The sequence below is a fragment of the Pelagibius marinus genome (assembly GCF_014925385.1).
Taxonomy (GTDB): domain Bacteria; phylum Pseudomonadota; class Alphaproteobacteria; order Kiloniellales; family Kiloniellaceae; genus Pelagibius; species Pelagibius marinus.
The window spans coordinates 187251-210075 of sequence record NZ_JACSDK010000001.1; the positions used below are offsets into that span (position 1 = coordinate 187251).

Here is a 22825-nt window from a genome sequence, read left to right on the forward strand (position 1 = left end):
AAAGGCGCCAGGGTACTCTTGACGGCGGGGGCCGGGCGATGGCTTGCTCGCCCCTCCAGCGGTTTAGCCCGAGAGAGTCCCCGCCATGCCCGCGCCCAGTTTCGATTCCGACGGTTTCGTCCGGCTCTGGCCGACGACCCTGCTGCGCCGCAGTCTGCCAAGCCACGACCTGGCCAATGCGGAGCTGCTGCGCCTGGTGACGGAGATGGAGGCCGGGAAGACCGGCGAGGGAAAGCAGGACTTCACCACCGACTACCGCTCCGGCAACATCCTGACCGTCGACAACCCGGCCATCGGCTGGCTGCGCGACTGCATCAACAAGACCATCATCGACTACCTGAAGCAGGCCGGACTGACCTACCCGGTGAACTGGGGCCTGCAGGGCTGGGCCAACGTGAACCGGCGCGGCGACTACCACGACCCGCACAACCATCCCCACGCCTATCTGAGCGGCACTTACTACGTGGCGGTGCCGCCGGGCAGGGAGGCGCCGCCGGAGAACCGGCCGGACCTGCGCCCCGGCGCCATCACCTTCTACGACCCGCGCGGCTTCGCCAACATGACGGCGATCCGCGGCGACCGGCAGATCGAGGCCGAGTTCACCCACCGCCCGCAGGCCGGCGACCTGCTGCTGTGGCCGGCCTTCCTGATGCACTTCGTCCACCCCAACCTCTCCGATGAGAAGCGGGTCAGCATCTCCTTCAACGCCACCCTGAAGTGGTCGGACGACTACCTGCCACGCCAGGGTTAGCGCAGGGGCAATGCAATGCGGCGTGGCCGCCTCAGGGGATTGGCGGCGAGACCGCCTCGATGGCGCGCTTCTGCGCGGCAATGCGGAACTGTGCATTGGCCGCGCCGTAGCCGCTATAGCCGCCCTGCCGCTCGACGACTTCGAAGAAGAAACCTTCGCCGTAGTGCGGGCTGTAGAGCTGGAAGTATTCGCCGTGGTTGTCGCGGTCGTAGAGGATGTTGCCTGCCCGCAAACGGTTGATAAGCGCCCCGTCCAGCGCGAAGCGGGCCTCCAGGTCGTCGTAGTAGTTGGAGGGAATCTCCAGGGGCGTGAAGCCGCCTTCCGCCAGGCGCGCCGCCGTGGCGAAAATGTCGTTGCTGCGAAAGGCGATGTGCTGCACCGCCGAACCGAAGCTTTCGGTGATGAAGCGCCCGGCCAGGGTACGGCGGTTTTCGGCCCCGTTCAGAGTGATCCGGAGCGAGCCCTCGGCGTTCTCAATGACCTGGCTGCGCACCAGGCCGGCGGGGTCGACCACGTCGACCATCGGGGTCTTATGGGTGGCGAAGATCGAGGTATAGAAGAGCAGCCAAGTTAGCATCTCCTCATAGTTCATGGTCTGGGCCAGGTGATCGACGGAAAGAAGCCCCGCTTCCCCGCCGGCTTCTTCGGCGGTCGGATCGAACTCGATCTCCCAGACGCGGGAGAGTTCGCTGCGGTCGTCGAGGAAATAAATCACGCCGCCGCCGACCCCGCGGATCGCCGGGATCTTCAGCTCGCCCGGGCCGACCGGTTGCTCGAAGAGGTCAGCGCCCAGGGCACGGGCCCGCTCCACGGTTGCCTGCGCGTCCTCCACCTTCAGTCCGACGGCGCAGACCGTGGTGCCGTGCACCAGGTAGGAGGAATGGGCGAAGCCCTCGCGTTCGGTATTGATGACGATATTGATTTTGCCCTGCCGCCAGACCTCGACGTCCTTGGAGATATGCCTGCCGGCGCGCCGGAAGCCGAGGTGACGCAGCTGTGCCGCGAGTTCCCCCGCCTCGCGCTCGTCGGCGGCGAATTCCAGGAATTCGATGCCGGTGACCGGAACACGATCGGGCATAGCGGGCACCGAAAGGGCGATGCCGGGCTCCTGGCGCGAGACCTGGTCCATCAGGTAGAGCAGGGAGCGGTGGCCATCCACGGAAATGGTCTTGGGCGAGCCGCCGCGGAACTGGTCGTTGAAAATCTCGAGAGAAACCACGCCGTCGTAGCCGGTCGCCGCCACCGCACGCATGAAGCCGATGACATCCAGATCGCCTTCGCCGGGCATGTTGCGGAAGTGCCGGCTCCAGTAGAGCGGATCCATGTCGATCAGCGGGGCGTCGGCGAGCTGCACGAAGAAGATTCGGTCACCGGGAATCGCGCGGATGCTGTTGAGATCGACTTTGCGGGCGAGGGTATGGAAGGAATCCAGAATCAGGCCGACGTTGGGGTGGTCGGCGCGGCGCACGATTTCCCAGGCATCGCGGTGATCGTTGACGTGACGCCCCCAAGCCAGAGCCTCGTAGCCGACGCGCAGGCCGCGCTTGGCGGCACGCTCGCCCAATTCGGCGAAGTCCGCCGCGGCACGGTCAATGCCACCCAGCGACAGCGGCGAGACGTTGGAACAGACGAGCATAAGGTCGGTGCCCAGCTCCTCCATCAGGTCGAACTTGCGCTCGGCCCGATCAAAGGTGCGGCTGCGCTGCGGTTCCGGCATACCTTCGAAATCGCGGAAGGGCTGGAACAGCACAATCTCCAGACCATAGTCGCGAACCAGCTGCCCGATCTCCCGCGGTGAGCCGGCGGAGGCCAGGAAGTCGTTCTCGAAGATTTCAATGCCGTTGAAGCCCGCCGCGGCAATGGCCGAGAGCTTCTCTTCAAGGTCGCCGCTGATCGATACGGTTGCGATTGCCGTCTTCATAGGGATGCCACCTCCGCACTGGCGCTGTCGCCGGACCACAGCCCCAGGTGCCGCATCTGAAACGGCAGCTGCGCGTCCGCCATGTCGTTGCCGGTCTGGATGGTCAGGCCGCTCTCGGCCGCCCGCTGCAGCAGCGGAGTCATCACCGGCTTGGTGACCACGTCGGCGACGATGCCGCCGGAACACAACCACGCTGGATCGAAAGGCAAGGGATCGTCCGGACGCATGCCGAGAGGCGAGGCATTGACGGCAAGGTCGAAGCCGGCCTCATGCTTCGCCAGGCTCAGCGCTGGAAACGTGCCGGCCAACAGCGCCGCTGCTTTCGCGCGCCGTGCGGCATCCGGCTCCAGCAGGGTGAGACCGGCGACACCCGCTTCGGCCAGCGCCGCCGCGATGGCGAGACCGGCCCCACCCCCGGCCCCGGCCAGCAGCACCGAAGCACCCTTGAGTTTGATGCCCTTCGTCTGCAAGGCGGCGACGAACGCCAGGCCGTCGGTCATGTCGCCGCTCAGTCGGCCGTCGGGTCTGCGGCGGACGATGTTCACCGCACCCACCTGGCGCGCCCGTGCGGTCACTTCGTCCATCGCATGAAAAGCCGCCTGCTTATGGGGGACCGTCACCGAACAGCCGCCGCAGTTGCCCCAGCCGCGCAGGCTGGCGAAGAACGCCTCGACGGCCGCCGGAACGATATCGGCCGGGAACATTGCCGCGTCCACCCCTTGCGCCGAGAACCAGGCGTTGATTGCCGGCGGCGTGCGCACCTGGGCGACAGGGTGGCCTATGAGCGGGTAGCAGATCGTCGTTCCGCTGATCGTCATACCTGGGCGGCATCCGGCCGTTTCGCGAAGAGCCGGGCCTTGGCCCAGGGGCCCAACGGCGTCTGCGACAGCAGCATGAAAATGAAGAAAACCGTCAACACCAGCGAGATCGGGTGGGAGACGAAGTCCCAGAGGAAGAGGCCGATGTCGCTCTGGGCGCCGATCATCGCGCGGCGGTAGTTGGCGTCCATCATCGGCCCCAGGATCACGCCCAGGATCACCGGGCCGACCTGGAAGCCGTAGATCTTCATGAAGTAGCCGACCACGCCGAAGCCCAGCATCCAGTAGATATGGGCCGGGTTGTTCTGGATCGCGTAGGTGCCGACGGCGGAGAGCACGACGATCAGCGGAAAGAGGATGGCCTTGGGACACTCGACGATCTTAGCGAAGAGGCGGATGCCGGTAAGCCCGAAGATCAGCAGAAAGATGTTGGCCAGCACCAGGTTGCCGACGGTAAACCAGAACAGGTGCGGCGTTTCCACCAGCAGCAGCGGACCCGGCTTCAGGCCATGGATGAAGAGGGCGCCGATGATCACCGCGGTGACCGCGTCGCCGGGAATGCCGAGTGTCAGCATGGGGATGAAGGCGCCGCCGACCGCCGCGTTGTTCGCCGCCTCCGGCGCGACTAGGCCCTCCTTGCAGCCTTGGCCGAAGGGCACCTCCGGCCTCTTGGTCGACCGCTTGGCATGATCGTAGGCCAGCAGCGCGGCAATGTCGCCGCCGGTGCCGGGCAGGGCACCGATGATGGTGCCGATGCCCGAAGCACGCATCGCTAAGCCAAAGTACCGCTTCACGTCGGCGGGATGCGGGATGATACGCTCGACCTTTTGCTTGATCGCGGGCACATGAAGGCTGTGCAGCTGGACCAGCGCCTCGGCAACGCCGAAGAAGCCGATCATCGCGGCCACGTAAGGGATGCCGCCCATCAGTGTGATCGAGCCGAAGGTGAAGCGGCCCTCCGCCGTCATGGGATCGAGCCCGACCATGCCGATGAGCACACCCAGCGCGCCGGCAAAGACGCCCCTGGCGAAACTCTCGCCGGACAGCGTGCCGACCAGCAGGATACCGATAAGGCCCAGCAGCAGGTAGTCGCGCGAATTGAACTGCAGTGCGAAGCTGGAGATCACCGGCGCGAAGAGCGCCAGCGCCAGGATGCCGATGAAACCGCCGAAGACCGACATCACGGTGGTCAGGCCGATTGCCTCGCCGGCCTCGCCGCGCTGGGCCATGGGGTAGCCTTCCAGGGCGGTGGCGATGGCGCTGGGCGCGCCGGGGATGTTGAGGAGGATCGCCGTACGCGAGCCGCCGTAGACGCCACCCATGAAGATACCGGCAATCAGCGCCAGGGCCTCGTTGACCTCCCACTTGAAAGTGAAGGAGATGAGAATTGAGACGGCCATGGTGACCGAGAGCCCCGGAATCGCGCCGACATAGATGCCGGCGAAAGTCCCGGCGCCGGTCAGAAACAGCAGCCAGGGATCGAACCAGGAGATCGAGAGGTTGGCCAGCGCGTCGGTCATCTCAGAACACCCCTTGCAGCAGGCTGCCTTGGGGCAGCACCACCTGGAAGACGACGCGGAAGATCACATAAATCGCTCCCAGGGAGACGGCCGTCAGCAGCAGCGAGACAAGAAAGCTGCGCCGCCAGAGATAGGCGAAGGAGACGAAGAGGAAGCAGCCGGAGCTGGCGGTGAAGCCCAGCCAGGGCATGGCCACCAGGTAGACGAGAATAAGCGCCAGCATGGCCGCGTGGCGCAGCGGCGTCACTTCGCGCAGGAAACGGCCGAGCAGCGCTGCGGCGCCGCCTTCGGATCCCCGTCGACCGGCGGTGCGCATAAGGATGACGAGCGCGGCGAGCACCATGGTGCCGGAAGCCAACATCGGAAAGACGCCGGCGGTGGTGAGGCCGCTGAAACCGGAAATCTCATAAGCCTGCCAGAAAGCGGCAAGACTGAAGGCCAAAAGCACTACAGCAAAGACCAATTCGCCTGGCCGCCGTGAGGAGCCGCTCTGCATGACGCGCTTCTCCGCTCTCACTCTGATGCCGGAGCCGGCCCCCGAGGCGAGGGGGCCGGCTCTCTCGGCCCCGTCAGGGACGGGGAATGCCCAGGCTCTCCGGGCTGACCTTGGCCGCGCCGGTATCCTGCAGCGCCCAGGCGGTGACCTGCTGCCACTTCGTCAGGAACGCCTCCGCCTCGTCGCCGGAGATGTTCATCACGACGTTGCCGCGGTTCCCCATCAGGGTTTGGAACTCCGCGCTCTTCGCCGCCGTGGCGAAAGCGGAAACCAGCTTCGACTTCACGTCGTCCGGCACGTCCTTTTTCACGAAGACGCCGTAGAAGGGACCCCAGGGCAGGAACTTCGCCATCGAGGGCACCGCGTCGGTGATCGCCGGCACGCCGGGCAGGGAGTCCACCGGCTCGCCGTTCACCACCGCCAGGGCGCGCATCTTGCCGGCCTTGATGTGCTCGGCCGCCGCAGAGATCCCGGCGGGCATGAAGGCGACCTCGCCGCCCAGCATCGCGGTGAGTCCCGGCCCTTCACCGTCGAAGGGGATCGGGATCACGTCGAAGGGAATGGCGTTCTTCACCAGCGCGCCGACCGTGCTGGGCAGGCCGCCCGGCCCGGTGGAGCCCATCTTCACCTGGCCGGGATTGGCCTTGATGTCGGCCAGCAGATCTTCCATCGACTGGTACTTGGAGTCCGCCGGGACGACGATGACCGCCACGCCACGGCCCAGGATGTTGACCGGGTAGAAGGCTGAGTAGTCCAGCTGGGAAACACCCATCACCGGGTGAAGCTGCGGGTTCTCCGCACCGTAGAGGAAGGTATAGCCGTCGGCCGGAGCCGCGTTCACATAGGCGGTGGAGATTGCGCCGGCACCGCCGGACTTGTTCAGCACCACGATGGGCTTGCCGAGCGCTTCTTCGGCAGCCGGGTTGACCGCCCGCGCAACGGTGTCGGTGGCGCCGCCGGCGCCCCACATGACGACGCCCAGGACTTCACGTTCGGGATAGTCGGCCGCCAGGGCCAGGCTGGACGCAGCCATGCCAGCCGCAAGGGTGAGCGCAGCAAGCGCTCCGAAAAGCTTACAGGTCATGTTTTCCTCCCAGTGGCGGCTTCGCCGCCCTATTCGTTGACCGGCTCCATGGGAAAGGATCCCGGTGCGCCAGCGCGGCTCCAATGAGAGTCAGCGCCATCTGAGCGTCCATAGATGGCAAACATCTGAAATTAACTCAAATACCAAAATATCACCAAAACATACCATTATGTTATAGATGTTCTGCCGTCGGCGGTCCCCCCCTGGCCATCTCTGCCTTCAAAAACGCCACGAACCGTTCGGCAAAGCCCGAGAGCTCCACGTCCTTGCGCACGGCCACGTAGGTTTCGAAATCAGTCTGCGCGCGGATCGGCAGCACTGCCACCCCTGAAACGCCGTCGCCATCTTCCTGCTGTTCAAGGACGTCGGCGATGGTAAAGCTGTCGATGACGGCGATCCCCAGGTTCTGCTTGACCAGTTGCACCACCGTGGTGCCGAAGCGGGCGCGGATACCGATGTCGTAGTCGAGGCCGTGTTCGTCGAAGATCCGCGCCATGATCGCACCATAGGGATCCTTGGGATCGATGCCGATGAGGGGATGCTGCACGATGTCCGCCGGCGTGACCGAATCCAACTTGGCCAGCGCGCTTTCGCGCCCGGCGATGCAGACCAGGCGGCCGGTCGCCAAGGGCAGAAAATCGATGGAGGGGTGGTCGAAGCGATAACTCATGCAGACCAGCTCTCCGCGGTCCAGCATCAGGAAATCGATCGCCTCCTCGATCTTCAGCAGTTCGATGTTCAAGCGGATGTCCGGAAAGAGCCGCTTGAGGGTTGCCGTGGCCCGCGGAACCATCACATGGGCAATGCTGGGTACCGAGCCGATGGAGAGTTCGACGTCCTGGCCGCGGCCGAGCTGCGTCAAGGCGAACTGCAGGTCATTGAGCTTCTTGTGCACCTCCTGCAACTGCGTGAAGACGCCGAGCGCCTCAGGCGTCGGTACGAAACGACCGCCCTGGCGCATGAAGAGCTTTATGCCGAGGACCGAGTCCAGATGCTTGATGGTGCGGCTGACACCGGGCTGCGAGACGTTCAGCAGCCGCGCTGCACCGGCGATGGACCCGCTGACCATGACCGCGCGAATGACCTCGATCTGCCTCAACGTCAGGGATTTCTCCAAGGGCATGCGGTATCCGGCTCCTCCCTCGCCCCCTGCTGCCGCGTGTCCTGCGGTCTCCGGCGGCCTTGGCGCCATGGTAAGGGGGCAACGGCAGGAGGGACAAGAATGCGGCGTGGTACGCAGCTCGCAGCTTGGTCCGGCGAGCAGACCAAGTATATGAAAAAGCAGGCATTGTCGCCTCAATGTCGGCTAGACTGGCCGGCAGGCGCCCCGGACGAAAGGAAGCCCCCTTCAGTGGACAAGATCGAGCCTGGACTGACCGGCCACGCGGAGATGGTGGTGGGGACGAGCGACACCGCGCCGCGCATCGGCTCGGGCCGCATCGCCGTGCTGGCGACACCCAAGATGATCACCCTGATCGAGGAGGCCGCGCTGGCCGCGATCGAGCACCTGCTGCCCGAGGGCAAGCAGTCGCTGGGCACGCACCTGGACGTGACGCACATCGCGGCGACGCCGGTCGGCATGACGGTGAAGGCAGAGGCCAAACTGATCGAGGTCGACGGCCGCAAGCTGCTCTTCGCCGTCGAGGCGCGCGACGAGATGGACCTGATCGGCGAGGGCAAGCACGAGCGCGTCGTCGTCACCGGCGCGTCCTTCCAGAAGCGCGTTGATGAAAAGGCGAAACGCTGAAGGCTGAATTGGTCAAACATTTGCTTGCCTCCCCAAGGCTGGCTGGGTCGCCTAGAGTGGCGTTCAGGATCGATTGAGTGATGAGTGCCAACGAAGTCATGGGTCCCAGGTGCGAGGCTTGCCGCACGGAGGTCGCGATGGTCCTTGTGGGAGACGACGACCCTTCGCAGCCGTATCGCCTATGCGCAGGGTGCAGCAAGAGACTCAGGCAGAAAGCGTTGCGCCCGCTTGAGTGGTTCAATCTTGCCGCCATTCACGGTCAGTGGAAATACCTGCTGCACGACGACTTCTATGACGAACAAGGAACTGCCCTTCAGTCAGAGGCATCCGAGCACTCTGCGGTTGGACCTCCCGCCCCTTCTCTCGCTCTCGCTGCCAGATCACTCGAGCGATTAGTTGACTACTGCGTGACGCGCTGGTGGGTTGATGCAGAGGTCTATGAAGAGTTTGCGGCGTTTGCCAGTGAGGCCATTCTCAAAGAGCTTGAGCGCCGAACCGAAGTCCGTAACTGGCAGGTATTGAGTACATGCCTCGGTATTTGCGCCAACGCCCTTGGAAATCATGCTGGAGAATGGGTGCGATGCAAGTTTGGGCGAGCAACCGAAGAGGGCATCTTATCTGCTTGGGCCAAAGCAGCTGCTAGTTGCCTGCCCCATCCAGAGGGTCTGCATATGGCAATGCAAGCGCTCGGAAAGCTCAATAATCGAGACCTGCGGGAGCAGAAGATGGCGCTGATGTGGTTTCGATCTCCTGATGTCTTGGACTGGATTGAGGCCCATGTGCCAAGCACGAACATTTCTGAGGATTGGGGCCGCCTGGCCGCACTCTCGGCTCTTGAGTGGAGCAGGGCGCAGAAATGGCTGGAGCGCGGCAGACCTTTGAGTCTGGTTACAATCGACGCGCTTTCTGAGTTCATCCCACGGCCCGGCCAGGCGCCTATCATTGGTCAACTGGCGCCGGCTTTGCAGGGCTGCGATGTCAGATCAGAGATCGGCCAAGAGCTCCGACGCTATATGACCGTGGATGACGTGCCTCGGGTTACTCGGAAATGCAGCTTTATCATTGAGCAGCTTGGTCAACTGCGATTGGCATGAAACAGCCAGTTCCCGATCTCAGTCCGTTAGGTCTTCCCAGAATTCCTTCACGCGGCTGAAGAAGCCGGAAGACTCGGGCGAGGTGTCGCGGCCTTCGCCGGCCTCGTCGAATTCCTTCAGCAGTTCCTTCTGGCGCTTGGTCATGTTGACCGGCGTCTCCACCCCGACCTCTACGTACATGTCGCCCACGGCCTTGGAGCGCAGCACCGGCATGCCCTTGCCCTTGAGGCGGAACTGCTGGTTGGTCTGGGTGCCGGCGGGCACGGTGATCTTGGCGCGGCCGCCGGAGATGGTCGGCACCTCCACCGCGCCGCCCAGCGCCGCCGTGGTCATGGGCAACGGCACGCGGCAGTAAATGTTGGCGCCGTCGCGCTGAAACAGGCGATGGGGCGCCACCGAGAGGAAGATGTAGAGGTCGCCCGGCGGCGCGCCGCGCATCCCGGCCTCGCCCTCGCCGGCGAGACGGATGCGGGTGCCGTCCTCGACGCCCTCGGGGATGTTCACCTGCAGCGACTTCTCGCGGTGTACGCGCCCGGCGCCTTCGCAGGAGCGGCAGGGTTTGTCGATCACCTGGCCCGCTCCCTGGCAGGCGGGGCAGGTGCGCTCGATGGTGAAGAAGCCCTGCTGGGCGCGCACGCGCCCGTTGCCGCTGCAGGTCTGGCAGGAGACCGGCTGGGCGCCGCCTTCCGCGCCGGTACCGCTGCAATCGTCGCAGGTGACCGAGGTCGGCACGCGGATCTGTGCGGTCTTGCCGTGGAAAGCGTCCTCCAGCGAGATTTCCATGTTGTAGCGCAGGTCGGCGCCGCGCGCCGCGGCGTTGCCGCGCCGTCCGCCCATGAGGTCGCCGAACATCTCGTCGAAGATGTCGGCGAAGCCGCCGGCGGAGAAACCGCCGAAGCCGGCGGCGCCCGGATGCCCGCCGCCGCCATTGGTGAAAGCCTCGGAACCGAAACGGTCGTAGGTCGCCCGCTTCTCCGAGTCCTTCAGGATCTCGTAGGCCTCGTTGATTTCCTTGAACTTCGCTTCGGCCTCGGCGTCGCCCGGATTGCGGTCCGGGTGATACTGCATGGCCAGCTTACGGTAGGCGGACTTCAGCGCGCCGGCATCGGCATCGCGCGCCACGCCCAGTGTTTCGTAATAGTCTTTCACGGCTTCGTCTGCTGCCCCCACAGCTCGGGTCGCACGCTAGGCCTCCGGCATCGGTCACCGACAAAGCAAAGGCCGGACAGGGAGGGGCGCAAGGAGCGCAGCGGTCGCCTCTGTCCGGCCTGCTTTGTCATAGCCGGCGCTCTTTAGGCCTGACCCTTCTTGTCGTCGTCGACTTCTTCGAAGTCGGCGTCGACGACCGTGTCGTCGCCCTCGGCGGTCTCCCTCTCGCCGGCCGCGTCGCCGCCGGCACCGGCAGCCTCGCCGCTGGCCTCGCCGGCGTCGCCCTGCTCGTAGAGGGCCTGGCCGATCTTCATGGAGACTTCCTGCAGGGCCTGCATCTTGGCGTTGATCGCCTCGATGTCGTCGCCTTCGGCCGCGGTCTTCAACTCGGCGATCGCCGCCTCGGCCGTGGTCTTGTCGGCCTCGGCGACCTTGTCGCCGGCCTCGGCAAGCGTCTTCTCGGTGGCGTGGATCAGCGATTCCGCATGGTTCTTCGCTTCCACCAGCGCGCGCCGTTCCTTGTCCTTCTCGGCATTGGCCTCGGCGTCCTTGACCATGTTCTCGATCTCGTCGTCGCTGAGACCGCCGGAGGCCTGGATGCGGATCGTCTGCTCCTTGCCGGTCGCCTTGTCCTTGGCGCCGACGTTGACGATGCCGTTGGCGTCGATGTCGAAGGTGACCTCGATCTGCGGCACGCCGCGCGGCGCGGAGGGAATGCCGACCAGGTCGAACTGGCCCAGCAGCTTGTTGTCGGCCGCCATCTCGCGTTCACCCTGGAAGACCCGGATGGTCACCGCCTGCTGGTTGTCCTCGGCGGTGGAGAAGACCTGGCTCTTCTTGGTGGGGATGGTGGTGTTGCGGTCGATCAGCTTGGTCATCACGCCGCCCAGGGTCTCGATGCCCAGGGACAGCGGCGTCACGTCCAGCAGCAGCACGTCCTTGACGTCGCCCTTCAGGACACCGCCCTGGATCGCCGCGCCGATGGCCACCACTTCGTCGGGGTTCACGCCACGGTGCGGGTCCTTGCCGAAGAAGCTCTTCACCGTCTCATAGACCTTCGGCATGCGGGTCATGCCGCCGACCATGATGATGTCCTGGATCTCGCCCGGCGAGACGCCGGCGTCCTTCAGGGCGGACTTCACCGGGCCCATGGTGCGGGCGACCAGGTCCTCGACCAGGGATTCCAGCTTGGCGCGGGAGAGCTTGATGTTCAGGTGCTTCGGCCCGGAGGCGTCGGCGGTGATGAAGGGCAGGTTGATCTCGGTCTGGTTGGCCGAGGACAGTTCGATCTTGGCCTTCTCCGCCTCTTCCTTCAGGCGCTGCAGGGCCAGCTTGTCCTGGCGCAGGTCGATGCCCTGCTCGTTTTTGAACTGGTCGGCCAGGTAGTCGATGATGCGCGCATCGAAGTCCTCACCACCCAGGAAGGTGTCGCCGTTGGTCGACTTCACCTCGAAGACGCCGTCGCCGATCTCCAGGACCGAAACGTCGAAGGTGCCGCCACCCAGGTCGTAGACCACGATGGTGCCGGAGCCCTTCTTGTCCAGGCCGTAAGCCAGCGCCGCGGCGGTCGGCTCGTTGATGATGCGCAGCACGTCCAGGCCGGCGATCTTGCCGGCGTCCTTGGTGGCCTGGCGCTGGGAGTCGTTGAAGTAGGCCGGCACGGTGATCACCGCCTCGGTGACCGTCTCGCCCAGGAAGCTCTCCGCCGTCTCCTTCATCTTCTGCAGGATGAAGGCGGAAATCTGGCTGGGGCTGTATTCCTTGCTCTGCCCTTCGACCCAGGCGTCGCCGTCGTGATTGATGATCTTGTAGGGGACGAGGCCCATGTCCTTCTTCGTCATGGGGTCGTCGAAGCGCCGTCCGATCAGGCGCTTGATGGCGAACAGCGTGTTCTCCGGATTGGTCACCGCCTGGCGCTTGGCCGGCTGGCCGACGAGGCGCTCGTCGGAGTCCGTCAGGGCGACCATCGACGGCGTCGTGCGCGCGCCCTCGGCATTTTCGATGACCTTGGCGTCCTTGCCATCCATGACCGCGACACAGGAGTTCGTCGTGCCGAGGTCGATACCGATTACCTTACTCATCTTTGCTCCTCACTTCGATCAGCAGACCCCTTGGACAGCCCGCTGCAACGGCACCGCCCGGCGGATCCCCGCCAATGAGAGTTCATGACCATGGGTTCTGGGCTTATATAAGCAGCCGGCGCCCCGCTGCAAGTCGCAATGGGGGCAGATTTCGGGCCCTAAAGCCCTGTTTTTGAGGGTTAAGGGGCTCCCGGCGCCCGCGCAGAGGCAACGAAAGCAGAACCTATGGCAGACCCCCCGGAAAACCGCCCTTCTCCCCAGGGGCCCCGGCCGGACCCCCGGCAAGACCCCCTCTACCGCATGATCCTGGCGGTTCTGGCCGCCAGCGTGATCGTCGGGGCGCTCGTCACCCTGACCGGCGAGAGCCTTTTCGGCAGCCGCGCCCTGGCCAACGCGGGCCTGGGCATGGCGGTGCTCTGCCTGGTGCTGTACTGGGTTTTCCGCCTGCTGGGCCGCCGCGCCGCGCGCCGGCGGGAGGACGGGCGGGACTGAGCCGCAATGACCGAAACCGATTTGGCCGAAGGTTTTCGCTACCTGCCGGGCTACCTCGGGCCCGAGGCCCAGGCCGCCCTGGTGGCCGAGCTGCGCGCCCTGCTGGCCGAGGCGCCGCTCTACCGCCCGACCATGCCCAAGAGCGGACGGCCCTTTTCGGTGCGCATGACCAACGCCGGCAGCCACGGCTGGCTCTCCGACAGGCAAGGCTACCGCTACGCGCCGCGCCACCCGCAGACCGGGCGGCCCTGGCCGGCGATCCCGGCGGTGATGGAGCGGATCTGGGCCGAGGTGGCGGACTATCCCGCCGGGCCCGAGTGCTGCCTGATCAACTTCTACGCCCCCGAGGCCCGCATGGGCCTGCACCGGGACCAGGACGAGGAGACCTTCGAGGCTCCGGTGGTCTCCCTCTCCCTGGGCGATTCCGCGGTTTTCCGCCTGGGCGGGCCGACACGGCACGGGCCGACCCGCTCCCTGAAGCTTCATTCCGGTGACGTAATGATCCTCAGCGGCCCGGCCCGCCTGGCCTACCACGGCATCGACCGAGTGCTGGGCGGCTCCAGCCGCCTGTTGCCGGATGGCGGGCGGATCAACCTCACCCTGCGCCGGGTCACGCGCCCGGCGGGGGAGTGAAGCCTGGGCTCTAGGCCGAGGTGTCGACGGTGCCGCCGGGCTCGGCGTCCCCCTCCGGCGCGCCGTTCGACCCACTGCTCGACTTGGCCCCGCCCTTGGAGATACCGACCCGGGCCGGGCGCAGCAGGCGGTCGTGCAGGCGGTAGCCGGCCTGGATCACCTGAACCACGGTGCCGGCGGGCTTGTCCGGGTCCTCGACCTCGAACATGGCTTCGTGCAGGTGCGGATCCAGCTTCTCGCCCAGGGGCTCGATCACCCGGATGTTGTGGCGTTCGAAGACGGTCTGCAGCTCCTTCTGGGTCATCTCGACGCCGAGGCGCAGGTTCTTCACCGCCTCGTTCTGCTCGGCCAGCTCGGCCGGCACGCTCTCCAGCGCGCGCTGCAGGTTGTCGGCGACGCCCAGCAGGTCCTTCACCACCGCGGCGGCGGCGTACTTCACGCCGTCCTCGCGCTCGCGCTGGGCGCGGCGGCGCACGTTCTCCGTCTCCGCCATGGCGCGCAGCAGCTGGTCCTTCAACGAGGCGACCTCGCCTTCCAGCACCGTCACCGGGTCTTCGTCCGGCGACAGGTCGTGGGCGTGCTTGACGTTGGAGAGATCGACCAGCGGCTCGTCACTGACATCGACGGGGCTGCTGTCCGCCGGGCTGTCGGCGGCGGTCGTTTGATCTTCGGCCTCGGGGCCGGTTTCCTGGTCCTGCTTCTTATCCTGAGCCATCACGGGACGGCTGCTCCTTTCCAAACTTACGCTTCTCGTTCTTTGGGGCGATCGCGACGCGGCGGGGGCTTAGCCGACCAGCCGGCCGATCAACTTGGCGGTGTAGTCGACCATGGGAATGATGCGGGCATAGTCGATGCGCGTCGGGCCGATGACGCCGATGGCGCCGACGACCTTCTGCTGCGAGTTGCTGTAGGGCGCGATGACCATCGAGCAGCCGGCCAGGCCGAAGAGCTCGTTTTCCGCGCCGATGAAGATCTGCACGCCTTCCGCGCCGCCGGTCAGGTCCAGCAGCCGGATGAGGGCGTCCTTGGTTTCGAGCATGGCGAAGAGCTGGCGGATGCGCTCCAGGTCCTCCAGCGCGTTCACATCCTCCAGCAGCTGCGACTGGCCGCGCAGGATGAGCGCGCCGCTCTTGCCGCCCTGACTGCCGCCCCAGCTCGCCAGGCCGCGTTCGATGACCCGCGAGGTGAGCTGATCCAATTCGGCGCGCTGCTGATCCAGCTCCTTCAGGATGTCCGAATGCGCCTCTTCCAGGGTGCGGCCGGTCAGGCGCGCGGAGAGGTAGTTGCTGGCCTCCACCAGGGAGGAAGCGGGCAGGCCCGCCGGCACGTCGATGATGCGGTTCTCGACCACGCCGGAGACGGTGATCAGCACCACCAGGGCGCGCCCGGGTCCGAGGGAGACGAACTCGATGTGCTTCAGCGGGTCGCTGAGCTTGGGCGCCACCACCAGCCCGGCGCAGCGCGACAGGCCGGAGATGGTCTCCGAAGCCTCTTCCAGCACCTCGGAGAGCGAGCGGCCCTCGGCGGCCACCTGGCCTTCGATATGCGCGCGCTCGTCCTGGGTCAGGTTGCCGATCTCCAGGAGGCCGTCGACGAAGAGGCGCAGGCCCATGTCGGTGGGCAGCCGCCCGGCGGAGGTATGCGGCGCGAAGAGCAGGCCGAGGTCCTCCAGGTCCGCCATGACGTTGCGGATGGTCGCCGGCGACAGCCCCAGGCCGAGGCTGCGCGAGAGCGTGCGCGAGCCGACGGGGGCGCCGGTATCCACGTAGGCGTCCACGATGTGCCGCAGGACCTCGCGCGAACGGTCGTTCAGGCCCTGGAGGGCTGCGGCTTTGGCGGCGGCGTCGAGCGGTTTGGTCATTGCCTTCGGAATGTAGTGAGGCCCCGGGCGGGGGTCAACGCGGGCCGCAAGGCGCGAAATCGCCGGCCGGCCGCCCGCCCAACTGGACGATGCCGGCCGCATGGTCTAGCTTGCGCGCCGCTGGAGGGCCCAATCCGACCGCCGAACGGCGCTCCCGCAGCCCAAATCCCGCCGCAAACGCCCCGGAAGGGGCCCCAAAGAGGTAGATTTCATGCGTCCTTCCGGCCGTAGCGTCGACCAACTCCGCCCCATCGTGCTGGAGACCAACGTCAACAAGTACGCCGAGGGTTCCTGCCTGGCGCGCTTCGGCGACACCCACGTGCTCTGCACCGCCTCCATCGAGGAATCCATTCCGCCCTGGCTGCGCAATTCCGGGCGCGGCTGGGTCACCGCCGAATACGGCATGCTGCCGCGTTCCACCGGCAGCCGTACCGACCGCGAGGCCGCGCGCGGCAAGCAGAGCGGCCGCACCCAGGAGATCCAGCGCCTGATCGGCCGCTCCCTGCGCGCCGTCACCGACCTGACCGCCTTCGGCGAGCGCCAGGTGCGCATCGACTGCGACGTCATCCAGGCCGACGGCGGCACCCGCACCGCCGCCATCACCGGCGGCTACGTGGCCCTGCACCTGGCCTTCCAGCACCTGAAGGAGATCGGCGCCATCGAAAAGCTGCCCTTCACCGACCAGGTCGCCGCCGTGTCCTGCGGCATCTTCGAGGGCCAGGAAGTGCTGGACCTGGACTACGCCGAGGACTCCACCGCCCAGGCCGACGCCAACTTCGTGCTGACCGCCGCGGGCGGCGTGGTCGAGGTGCAGGGCACCGCCGAGGACCTGCCCTTCAGCCGCCAGCAGTTCGAGGAGCTGCTGAACCTGGCCGAAAAGGGCGTGAAGGAGCTCTGCGACCACCAGGCCAAGGCCCTGGGCCTGGCCTGAACCGGAAGGGCCAAAGAGAGAGGCCCGAGAGAGGAGAAGATGTCCCCGCGCCCTTTTCAACCCGGCGACAAGCTGGTGCTGGCAACCCACAACAAGGGCAAGTACCGCGAGAACGCCGCCCTCCTGGCGCCCTTCCGCCTGGAGGTGCTCTCGGCCGGCGACCTGGGCCTGCCGGAGCCGGAGGAGACCGGCTCGACCTTCCAGGAAAACGCGGTGCTGAAGGCCCGCGCCGCCTGCGAAGCCACCGGCCTGCCGGCCATCGCCGACGATTCCGGCCTGGAAGTGCCGGCCTTGAACGGCCAGCCGGGCATCTACACCGCGCGCTGGGCCGGGCCCGGCCGCGACTTTTTTGTCGCCATGAAGCGGGTGCACGAGGAACTGGGCGACAACCTCGACCGCCGCGGCTTCTTCTGCTGCAACCTTTCGGTCGCCTGGCCGGACGGCGCGACGGCATCCTACGAGGGTCGCGTGGAAGGGACACTGGTCTGGCCGATCCGCGGCGAGCGCGGCTTCGGCTTCGACCCCATGTTCCAGCCCCAGGGCTTCGACATCACCTTCGGCGAGATGGACCCGGACAAAAAGGAACGGATGAGCCACCGCGCCCGGGCCTTCGCCCAGCTCGCCGAGGCCCTGCTGGAAAAGGCCTGAGAGCATGACGGGCGCCCCAGCGGTCACGCGGCCGGAAACCGGCGCGCAGGGGGAAGCCGGCTTCGGCATCTACCTGCACTGGCCCTTCTGCCGGTCCAAGTGCCCCTACTGCGACTTCAACAGCCATGTGCGCGAGGCCGTGGACCAGGACCGCTGGCGGGCCGCCCTGCTGGCCGACCTGGCGCACGCGGCGGAAAAGAGCGGGCCGCGCGAGGTCACCTCGGTCTTCTTCGGCGGCGGCACCCCCTCGCTGATGCCGCCGGAGACCGTGGCCGCGCTGATCGAGAAGATCGACGCGCTCTGGGGCCTCGCCCCCGGCACCGAGATCACTCTGGAAGCCAACCCGACCTCGGCGGAGGCGGAGAGCTTCGCCGGCTTCGCGCGCGCCGGGGTCAACCGCCTGTCGCTGGGCGTGCAGGCGCTGGGCGACGAAGCCCTGAAGTTCCTCGGCCGCCAGCATACGGCCGCCGAGGCGCTGGGCGCCCTGGAACTGGCGCGCGCCGCCTTTCCGCGCATCTCCTTCGACCTGATCTATGCCCGGCCCGGCCAGAGCCTGGCGGCCTGGCAGGCGGAGCTGGCCGAGGCCCTGGCCCTGGGGCCGGAGCACATCTCGCTCTACCAGCTGACCATCGAGGAGGGCACGGTCTTCCACGGCGCCTGGCGGCGCGGCGAGCTGCGCCTGCCGGAGGAAGAGGCGGCGGCGGCGCTGTTCGAGGCCACCGCTGGGCAGCTGGAAGACGCCGGGCTGCCGGCCTACGAGATCTCCAACCACGCCCGCCCCGGCGCGCAGTGCCGCCACAACCTGACCTACTGGCGCTACGGCGACTACGTCGGCGTCGGTCCCGGCGCCCACGGCCGCCTGACCTTCGGCGGCACCAAGCAGGCGACGCGCGAGCACCGCGCCCCGGAAGCCTGGCTCGACCTGGTGGAGCGCCAGGGCCACGGCTGGCGCCAGGTCGAGGCGGTCACGCCCGAGCAGCGCCTGGCCGAGATGGTGATGATGGGCCTGCGCCTGACCGAGGGCATCTCCCGTGCCGCCCTGGCGCGCGAACTGCAAGGCGCGCCGGAAGAGCTGCTGCCGGTCGAGCGGCTGCAGCGGCTGAGCGGGGAGGGCTATCTGGAGGTCGACGAGACCGGACTGCGCGCCACCGCCGCCGGGCGGCAACGCCTCGACGCCCTGCTGGGCTACCTGCTGGCTTAAGTTTCTCTAGTTGATGCCGGCGGGGAAGGAGCGCGGCGCGGGATCGCGCTCGACGAAGCCGGCCTGCCGGATTTCCAGCACCGCCAGGCCGCGCTGCACCGTGCCGCCGGGCAGGAAGCGGAAGATGCCGTCGATGCCGGCAAAGCCCAGCGCCTGGGTGATGGTCTCCGCCGTGTAGGGCAGGAAGGAACCGCCGGCGCCGGTGCGCTGCTCCAGGACGGCGGCCAGCGCCACGGCGTCGTAGCCCAGCGAAGCGACGCGCGGCGGCGTGTTGCCGAAGCTGTCCTCGTAGCGCTTGCGGAAGGTGTTCCACAGGGCCGGCGGCGGCGCCGGGAACCAGCCGCCCTGCAGCGTCGGCTCCCTGAGCAGCGTCGGGTCCTCCCACAGCGCGGTGCCGAGGAAGCGCACCTCCGCCGGGTCCACGTCGTAGTAGGCCAGCAGCGGCGCCACGGAGAGCAACTGCTGGCCGCTGGCCGGCAGCAGGATGGCGTCGAAGGGCAGCAGGCCGACCGTCTCCACACCCTGCAGGCGCTGCAGCGCGCGCTGCGCCGCCTCGTCGCTGCGCCCTTCCAGGTCGCGGCGCTGCGCCTCGGCGGCGGCGCGGCGCTGGTTGAAGTCGGCCAGGACCTGGACCTCGGCGGAGACGTCGGTCGCGCGCGGGTCGTAGTAGACCACGCGGCTGAGCTCGACGCCGTTGCGGAACACCGCTTCCTGCAGGGCGCGGACCACCACGTTGCCGTATTCGTTCTCCGGCGCCAGCACGGCGAAGCGGCGCAGGCCCTGGGCGACGGCGTAGTCGATCACCCGGTTGACCTGGGTGCTGGGCGTCACGCCCATGACGAAGGTCTCGGGACCCGCGATGGCGGTGTTGTTGGAGAAGGTGATCATCGGCACCGCGGCGGCGGCGGCCACCGGCTTCACCGCCTCGGCGGAGGTGGAGAACAGCGGCCCGAGGATCAGCTCGGCGCCTTCATCCAGGGCCGCCTGGGCGGCCGCGGCGGCGCCTTGGGGCGTGCCGCCGGTGTCCCGGATCACCAGGGCGAAGCGGTCGCCGGCCAGATCGAAGAGGGCCAGCTGGGCGGCATTCAAGATGGCCTGGCCGACGTCGGCGCGCGCGCCGCTCAAGGGCAGCAGCAGCCCGACCTTCACCTGCTGGTGGCCGATGACTTCTTCCTCGGCCACCTCGGGCAGGGTCTCTTCGGGCAGGTCGCCGGTCTCCGCGGCCTGCGGGACCTCGGGCACGCTCGGCGGTTGCGCCTGCGGCTCCGGCGTGGGTACGCTGGGCGAGGCGCAAGCGGCCAGCGTGAGGGCCAGCCCTGCCACAAGCAAAGACCGCCACCCCAGAAACCCAACAGCTTTCGGCGCGAAGCCCCGGTGCGGCCCTGATGTCAGCAAAACCAAAGAACCATCCATCCGTCACGGAGAGCGCTGAGCCTAGCGAGGCGGGAGAGCGAAGTAAACCGCCGCAGGGCGCCCAGGATTCCGCAAATTTGGGGCGGAAAGAAGGCGCCGAACCCGGCACTCGAGCACGCCTGGCCGCCGGGCTCTACCTGGTGGCGACGCCGATCGGCAACCTGGGTGACATCAGCCGCCGCGCCTTGGAGGTGTTGCGCCGCGCCGACCGCATCGCCTGCGAGGACACCCGGGTCACCCGCAAGTTGCTGAGCGCCGAGGGCATCGCCACGGCGGTCACCACCTATCACGACCACAGCGGCGCGCGCGATCGCCGCCGCCTGCTGGACGGCGTGGCCGCGGGCGAGGCCGTCGCCCTGGTCTCCGACGCCGGCACGCCGCTGGTCTCCGACCCCGGCTTCAAGCTGGTGCGCGAGGCCATCGCCGAGGGCCTGGCCGTCACCGCGCTGCCCGGCCCCTCGGCGCCGCTGGTGGCGCTGCTGCTCTCCGGCCTGCCCAGCGACCGCTTCTTCTTCGGCGGCTTCCTGCCGCCCAAGAGCGCCGCGAGGCGCGAGGCGCTGCAGGGCCTGCGCGACCTGGACGCCAGCCTGATCTTTTTCGAGGGCGCCTCGCGGGTAGCATCCTGCCTGGCGGACATGGCCGCGGTGCTGGGCCCGCGCGAAGCGGCGGTGGCGCGTGAGCTGACCAAGCTGCACGAGGAGGTGCGGCGCGGGCCGCTGGCGGAACTGGCGGCGCACTACGGCGAGGCCGGGCCGCCGCGCGGCGAGATCGTCATCGTCGTCGGCCCGCCGGCGAAAGGCGCGGCCGAGGAGGGCTTCGACCTGGACGCCGCCCTCACCGACGCCCTCACCCACGCCAGCCTGCGCGACGCCGCCGCCACGGTGGCCGCGGCCAGCGGCCTGCCCAGGCGCCAGGTCTACGCCCGGGCCCTCCAGTTGGCAAAGGGCGGCGGGGAAGACCCGGAAGGGGAAGGTGGGGAGTCATGACCCAGGCCGCCCGCCGTCGCGCCTTGGTGCGGGGCCGGCGCGCCGAGCGTATCGCCGCCTGGTGGCTGCGCCTGCAGGGCTACCGTATCCTGGAGCGGGGCTTCCGCGTGCCGGTGGGGGAGATCGACCTCATCGCGCGGCGCGGCGGCACCCTGGCCGTCATCGAGGTGAAGCGCCGGGCCAGGCTGGCGGAGGCCGGGGAAGCGATCCGCCGGCGCCAGCAGCGCCGGGTCGTCCACGCCGCCCAGGCCTACCTGCAGCGCCACCCGGAATTGTCGAGGCTGCAGCTGCGCTTCGACGCCTTGCTGCTGGTGCCGCGGCGCCTGCCGCACCATATCAAGGACGCCTGGAAGGCCGACAGCTTCTTGCTATAAGGCGCGGGCAGTCTTTAGAACGCTCTTTCAACCCGACGCCGGGCGCCCGCGCCCTGGGTCCGGCGTCTGCTTCGGAGTTTCCCGACATACGAGGTTGCCGTCCTTCATGAGATTTCGCCTTTCCTTCCTCACCCTTCTTGCCCTGCTGGCGCTTCTCGCCGCGGGCGGCTGCAGCTTCTGGGGCGCGGCCGCCGGCGGCGCCGCGGCCGGTGTCACGGCGGCGCAGAAGGAAAAAGGGTTCCGGCGCAGCATTACCGACACCGAGATCCGCATTGCCATCAACGACCTTTGGCTGCAAGCCGACGAGGAGGTATTCCGCAAGGTGAACCTTCAGGTGCAGGAAGGCCGGGTGCTGCTGAGCGGCAACGTGCGCCGGCCCGAGCAGCGCATCGAGGCGTTGCGCCTGGCCTGGCAGGCGCCGGGGGTGCGCGAGGTGATCAACGAGATCGAGATCAACGACACCTCGACCCTGGCCGACGCCGCCCGCGACACCTGGATCACGACGGAATTGGAGACTACCCTGCTGTTCGACCAGGACGTTTCCTCCATCGATTATTCCGTCGAAACCGTGAACCAGGTGGTCTACCTCATGGGCGTGGCGCAGTCGCAAGCCGAACTGGACCGGGTGGTCGGCCACGCCAAGGACATTTCCTACGTGCGCCGCGTCGTCAGCTATGTCCTGCTGAAGGACGACCCGGCGCGGCCTTCGTGACGCCTTCTTTCGTGAACCAGAACAGCGAGCCTCAAGCCCCCTCATGAGTTGGTCGAGCGCAAGCAACCGCCGGGACCTGGAAAGCCGCCTGCGCCGCATCGGCGGCCAGGAGGATGCGGAGATCGACATCGCCCAGGCCGCGTTGCTGCTGGCGGCACTGGACCGGCCGCAGCTGGGCCTGGAGCGCTACTACCATCACCTGTCGCTACTGGAGCGCGACGTCGCCGATATGGCGGCCAAGGAAGGCGCGGAGACCTCGCTGGAGCAGCGCGTGGCGGTGCTGAACGCGGTGCTGGTCGACCGCTACGGCTACCAGGGCGACAGCGAGACCTACGACGACCTGATGAACGCCAACCTGATGCGCGTCATCGACCGCCGCCGCGGCCTGCCGGTTGCGCTCGGCATCCTCTACCTGCACGCGGCGCGCGCCCAGGGCTGGGAAATCTACGGCCTCAACTTCCCGGGCCGCTTCCTGCTGCGCCTCGACCTGGGCGGGCAGCGCCTCATCATCGACCCCTTCAACGGCGGCGAGACGCGCGACGCCGCGGCGCTGCGCTCCATGCTGAAGGCCATGGCCGGCAGCACCGCCGAGCTGAAGCCCGAGCACACCGCGCCGGTCGAAACCCGTGACATCCTTCTGCGCCTGCAGAACAACATCAAGCTGCGCCTCATCCAGGAAGAGCGTTCGGGCGACGCCCTGGAGGTGGTCGAGTCCATGCTGATGATCGCCCCCGACCGGGGGGAGCTGTGGCGCGAGGCGGGGATCCTGCACTCCCACTTCGACAACATGCGTGCAGCCATCATGGCCTTCGAGCATTATCTGGAACTGTCCGGGCCGGAGCCGGGCCGCGAGGAAATCGCCGAACTGCTGGCGCAGCTTCGCACGCAGCTCAACTGACCCCCACGAGACACG

General features: G+C 67.4%; 23 protein-coding genes. 12 read left to right on the plus strand and 11 right to left on the minus strand.

What is annotated here, in order from left to right; translation table 11 throughout:
• Positions 1-85 precede the first annotated feature (85 nt).
• A complete protein-coding gene (locus H7X47_RS00870; protein ID WP_193366722.1) occupies positions 86-751 on the plus strand; it encodes a 2OG-Fe(II) oxygenase family protein in 666 nt (221 codons plus the stop codon).
• Positions 752-782: 31 nt separating this feature from the next.
• Here the strand turns inward: H7X47_RS00870 and H7X47_RS00875 are convergent, their stop codons facing one another.
• From H7X47_RS00875 to H7X47_RS00900, 6 genes are all read right to left on the minus strand, one after another.
• Positions 783-2672 (minus strand): bifunctional sugar phosphate isomerase/epimerase/4-hydroxyphenylpyruvate dioxygenase family protein, encoded by a 1890-nt coding sequence (locus tag H7X47_RS00875; RefSeq protein WP_193366723.1) that lies wholly within the window; start codon positions 2670-2672, stop codon positions 783-785.
• The gene (locus H7X47_RS00880; protein ID WP_193366724.1) at positions 2669-3490 is read right to left on the minus strand and encodes a shikimate dehydrogenase family protein; all 822 of its coding nucleotides are present in this window, start codon (positions 3488-3490) and stop codon (positions 2669-2671) included. The genes H7X47_RS00875 and H7X47_RS00880 overlap by 4 nt, the downstream gene beginning before the upstream one ends.
• A complete protein-coding gene (locus tag H7X47_RS00885; RefSeq protein ID WP_193366725.1) occupies positions 3487-5010 on the minus strand; it encodes a tripartite tricarboxylate transporter permease in 1524 nt (507 codons plus the stop codon). The genes H7X47_RS00880 and H7X47_RS00885 overlap by 4 nt, the downstream gene beginning before the upstream one ends.
• A 1-nt stretch (position 5011) precedes the next feature.
• Positions 5012-5506 (minus strand): tripartite tricarboxylate transporter TctB family protein, encoded by a 495-nt coding sequence (locus H7X47_RS00890; protein WP_193366726.1) that lies wholly within the window; start codon positions 5504-5506, stop codon positions 5012-5014.
• A 73-nt stretch (positions 5507-5579) separates the two neighbouring features.
• A complete protein-coding gene (locus H7X47_RS00895) occupies positions 5580-6590 on the minus strand; it encodes a tripartite tricarboxylate transporter substrate binding protein (protein WP_193366727.1) in 1011 nt (336 codons plus the stop codon).
• A gap of 172 nt (positions 6591-6762) precedes the next feature.
• The gene (locus H7X47_RS00900) at positions 6763-7713 is read right to left on the minus strand and encodes a LysR family transcriptional regulator (RefSeq protein ID WP_193366728.1); all 951 of its coding nucleotides are present in this window, start codon (positions 7711-7713) and stop codon (positions 6763-6765) included.
• A gap of 228 nt (positions 7714-7941) precedes the next feature.
• Here H7X47_RS00900 and H7X47_RS00905 point away from each other — a divergent pair, with 228 nt between their 5' ends.
• Together H7X47_RS00905 and H7X47_RS00910 are read left to right on the plus strand one after the other, a co-directional pair.
• Entirely contained in the window at positions 7942-8337 is a 396-nt protein-coding gene (locus tag H7X47_RS00905) for a thioesterase family protein (RefSeq protein ID WP_319633501.1), read from the plus strand.
• A gap of 218 nt (positions 8338-8555) precedes the next feature.
• A complete protein-coding gene (locus H7X47_RS00910) occupies positions 8556-9431 on the plus strand; it encodes a hypothetical protein (protein ID WP_193366729.1) in 876 nt (291 codons plus the stop codon).
• An 18-nt stretch (positions 9432-9449) separates the two neighbouring features.
• On the opposite strand, the gene dnaJ is transcribed toward H7X47_RS00910, so the two are convergent.
• A complete protein-coding gene (gene dnaJ, locus H7X47_RS00915; RefSeq protein WP_319633502.1) occupies positions 9450-10580 on the minus strand; it encodes a molecular chaperone DnaJ in 1131 nt (376 codons plus the stop codon).
• A gap of 143 nt (positions 10581-10723) precedes the next feature.
• Positions 10724-12661: a molecular chaperone DnaK gene (dnaK, locus tag H7X47_RS00920; RefSeq protein ID WP_193366731.1), complete on the minus strand. Its 1938-nt coding sequence runs from the start codon at positions 12659-12661 to the stop codon at positions 10724-10726.
• Between the two features lie 300 nt (positions 12662-12961).
• Here dnaK and H7X47_RS00925 point away from each other — a divergent pair, with 300 nt between their 5' ends.
• Together H7X47_RS00925 and H7X47_RS00930 are read left to right on the plus strand one after the other, a co-directional pair.
• A complete protein-coding gene (locus H7X47_RS00925; RefSeq protein ID WP_193366732.1) occupies positions 12962-13153 on the plus strand; it encodes a hypothetical protein in 192 nt (63 codons plus the stop codon).
• A 6-nt stretch (positions 13154-13159) separates the two neighbouring features.
• Complete coding sequence (locus H7X47_RS00930; protein WP_193366733.1) at positions 13160-13786, plus strand: alpha-ketoglutarate-dependent dioxygenase AlkB family protein; 627 nt, start codon at positions 13160-13162, stop codon at positions 13784-13786.
• 10 nt (positions 13787-13796) lie between these two features.
• Here the strand turns inward: H7X47_RS00930 and grpE are convergent, their stop codons facing one another.
• Positions 13797-14501, minus strand: a complete 705-nt coding sequence (grpE, locus tag H7X47_RS00935; protein ID WP_193366734.1) for a nucleotide exchange factor GrpE — start codon at positions 14499-14501, stop codon at positions 13797-13799.
• 69 nt (positions 14502-14570) lie between these two features.
• On the minus strand, positions 14571-15647 hold the full coding sequence (gene hrcA, locus H7X47_RS00940) for a heat-inducible transcriptional repressor HrcA (protein WP_193366735.1): 1077 nt from the start codon (positions 15645-15647) through the stop codon (positions 14571-14573).
• Positions 15648-15858: 211 nt separating this feature from the next.
• Here hrcA and rph point away from each other — a divergent pair, with 211 nt between their 5' ends.
• Genes rph through hemW form a run of 3 tightly spaced genes read left to right on the plus strand, consistent with a single transcriptional unit; the run spans position 15859 to position 18427 of the window.
• Positions 15859-16578, plus strand: a complete 720-nt coding sequence (rph, locus tag H7X47_RS00945) for a ribonuclease PH (RefSeq protein WP_193366736.1) — start codon at positions 15859-15861, stop codon at positions 16576-16578.
• A gap of 39 nt (positions 16579-16617) precedes the next feature.
• Entirely contained in the window at positions 16618-17226 is a 609-nt protein-coding gene (gene rdgB / locus H7X47_RS00950) for an RdgB/HAM1 family non-canonical purine NTP pyrophosphatase (RefSeq protein ID WP_193366737.1), read from the plus strand.
• A 4-nt stretch (positions 17227-17230) separates the two neighbouring features.
• Positions 17231-18427: a radical SAM family heme chaperone HemW gene (gene hemW / locus H7X47_RS00955; protein ID WP_193366738.1), complete on the plus strand. Its 1197-nt coding sequence runs from the start codon at positions 17231-17233 to the stop codon at positions 18425-18427.
• 6 nt (positions 18428-18433) lie between these two features.
• On the opposite strand, the gene H7X47_RS00960 is transcribed toward hemW, so the two are convergent.
• Complete coding sequence (locus H7X47_RS00960; RefSeq protein WP_193366739.1) at positions 18434-19750, minus strand: penicillin-binding protein activator; 1317 nt, start codon at positions 19748-19750, stop codon at positions 18434-18436.
• Positions 19751-19917: 167 nt separating this feature from the next.
• On the opposite strand from H7X47_RS00960, the gene rsmI reads away from it, so the two are divergent.
• From rsmI to H7X47_RS00980, 4 genes are all read left to right on the plus strand, one after another.
• Positions 19918-20826 carry a 16S rRNA (cytidine(1402)-2'-O)-methyltransferase gene (gene rsmI / locus H7X47_RS00965; RefSeq protein WP_227010103.1) on the plus strand — a complete coding sequence of 303 codons (909 nt, stop codon included), beginning with the start codon at positions 19918-19920 and terminating at the stop codon, positions 20824-20826.
• Complete coding sequence (locus H7X47_RS00970; protein WP_193366741.1) at positions 20823-21200, plus strand: YraN family protein; 378 nt, start codon at positions 20823-20825, stop codon at positions 21198-21200. The genes rsmI and H7X47_RS00970 overlap by 4 nt, the downstream gene beginning before the upstream one ends.
• Positions 21201-21306: 106 nt before the next feature.
• Positions 21307-21912 carry a BON domain-containing protein gene (locus tag H7X47_RS00975; protein WP_193366742.1) on the plus strand — a complete coding sequence of 202 codons (606 nt, stop codon included), beginning with the start codon at positions 21307-21309 and terminating at the stop codon, positions 21910-21912.
• 43 nt (positions 21913-21955) lie between these two features.
• Positions 21956-22810 carry a SirB1 family protein gene (locus H7X47_RS00980; protein WP_193366743.1) on the plus strand — a complete coding sequence of 285 codons (855 nt, stop codon included), beginning with the start codon at positions 21956-21958 and terminating at the stop codon, positions 22808-22810.
• The last annotated feature ends 15 nt before the right edge of the window (positions 22811-22825 follow it).

Bases quoted from the DNA above. Each gene is read 5' to 3' on its own strand.
- H7X47_RS00870 (WP_193366722.1), top strand. From the start codon at position 86: ATGCCCGCGCCCAGTTTCGATTCCGACGGTTTCGTCCGGCTCTGGCCG.
- H7X47_RS00875 (WP_193366723.1), bottom strand. From the start codon at position 2,672: ATGAAGACGGCAATCGCAACCGTATCGATCAGCGGCGACCTTGAAGAG.
- H7X47_RS00880 (WP_193366724.1), bottom strand. From the start codon at position 3,490: ATGACGATCAGCGGAACGACGATCTGCTACCCGCTCATAGGCCACCCT.
- H7X47_RS00885 (WP_193366725.1), bottom strand. From the start codon at position 5,010: ATGACCGACGCGCTGGCCAACCTCTCGATCTCCTGGTTCGATCCCTGG.
- H7X47_RS00890 (WP_193366726.1), bottom strand. From the start codon at position 5,506: ATGCAGAGCGGCTCCTCACGGCGGCCAGGCGAATTGGTCTTTGCTGTA.
- H7X47_RS00895 (WP_193366727.1), bottom strand. From the start codon at position 6,590: ATGACCTGTAAGCTTTTCGGAGCGCTTGCTGCGCTCACCCTTGCGGCT.
- H7X47_RS00900 (WP_193366728.1), bottom strand. From the start codon at position 7,713: ATGCCCTTGGAGAAATCCCTGACGTTGAGGCAGATCGAGGTCATTCGC.
- dnaK (WP_193366731.1), bottom strand. From the start codon at position 12,661: ATGAGTAAGGTAATCGGTATCGACCTCGGCACGACGAACTCCTGTGTC.
- H7X47_RS00925 (WP_193366732.1), top strand. From the start codon at position 12,962: ATGATCCTGGCGGTTCTGGCCGCCAGCGTGATCGTCGGGGCGCTCGTC.
- H7X47_RS00930 (WP_193366733.1), top strand. From the start codon at position 13,160: ATGACCGAAACCGATTTGGCCGAAGGTTTTCGCTACCTGCCGGGCTAC.
- grpE (WP_193366734.1), bottom strand. From the start codon at position 14,501: ATGGCTCAGGATAAGAAGCAGGACCAGGAAACCGGCCCCGAGGCCGAA.
- hrcA (WP_193366735.1), bottom strand. From the start codon at position 15,647: ATGACCAAACCGCTCGACGCCGCCGCCAAAGCCGCAGCCCTCCAGGGC.
- rph (WP_193366736.1), top strand. From the start codon at position 15,859: ATGCGTCCTTCCGGCCGTAGCGTCGACCAACTCCGCCCCATCGTGCTG.
- rdgB (WP_193366737.1), top strand. From the start codon at position 16,618: ATGTCCCCGCGCCCTTTTCAACCCGGCGACAAGCTGGTGCTGGCAACC.
- hemW (WP_193366738.1), top strand. From the start codon at position 17,231: ATGACGGGCGCCCCAGCGGTCACGCGGCCGGAAACCGGCGCGCAGGGG.
- H7X47_RS00970 (WP_193366741.1), top strand. From the start codon at position 20,823: ATGACCCAGGCCGCCCGCCGTCGCGCCTTGGTGCGGGGCCGGCGCGCC.
- H7X47_RS00975 (WP_193366742.1), top strand. From the start codon at position 21,307: ATGAGATTTCGCCTTTCCTTCCTCACCCTTCTTGCCCTGCTGGCGCTT.
- H7X47_RS00980 (WP_193366743.1), top strand. From the start codon at position 21,956: ATGAGTTGGTCGAGCGCAAGCAACCGCCGGGACCTGGAAAGCCGCCTG.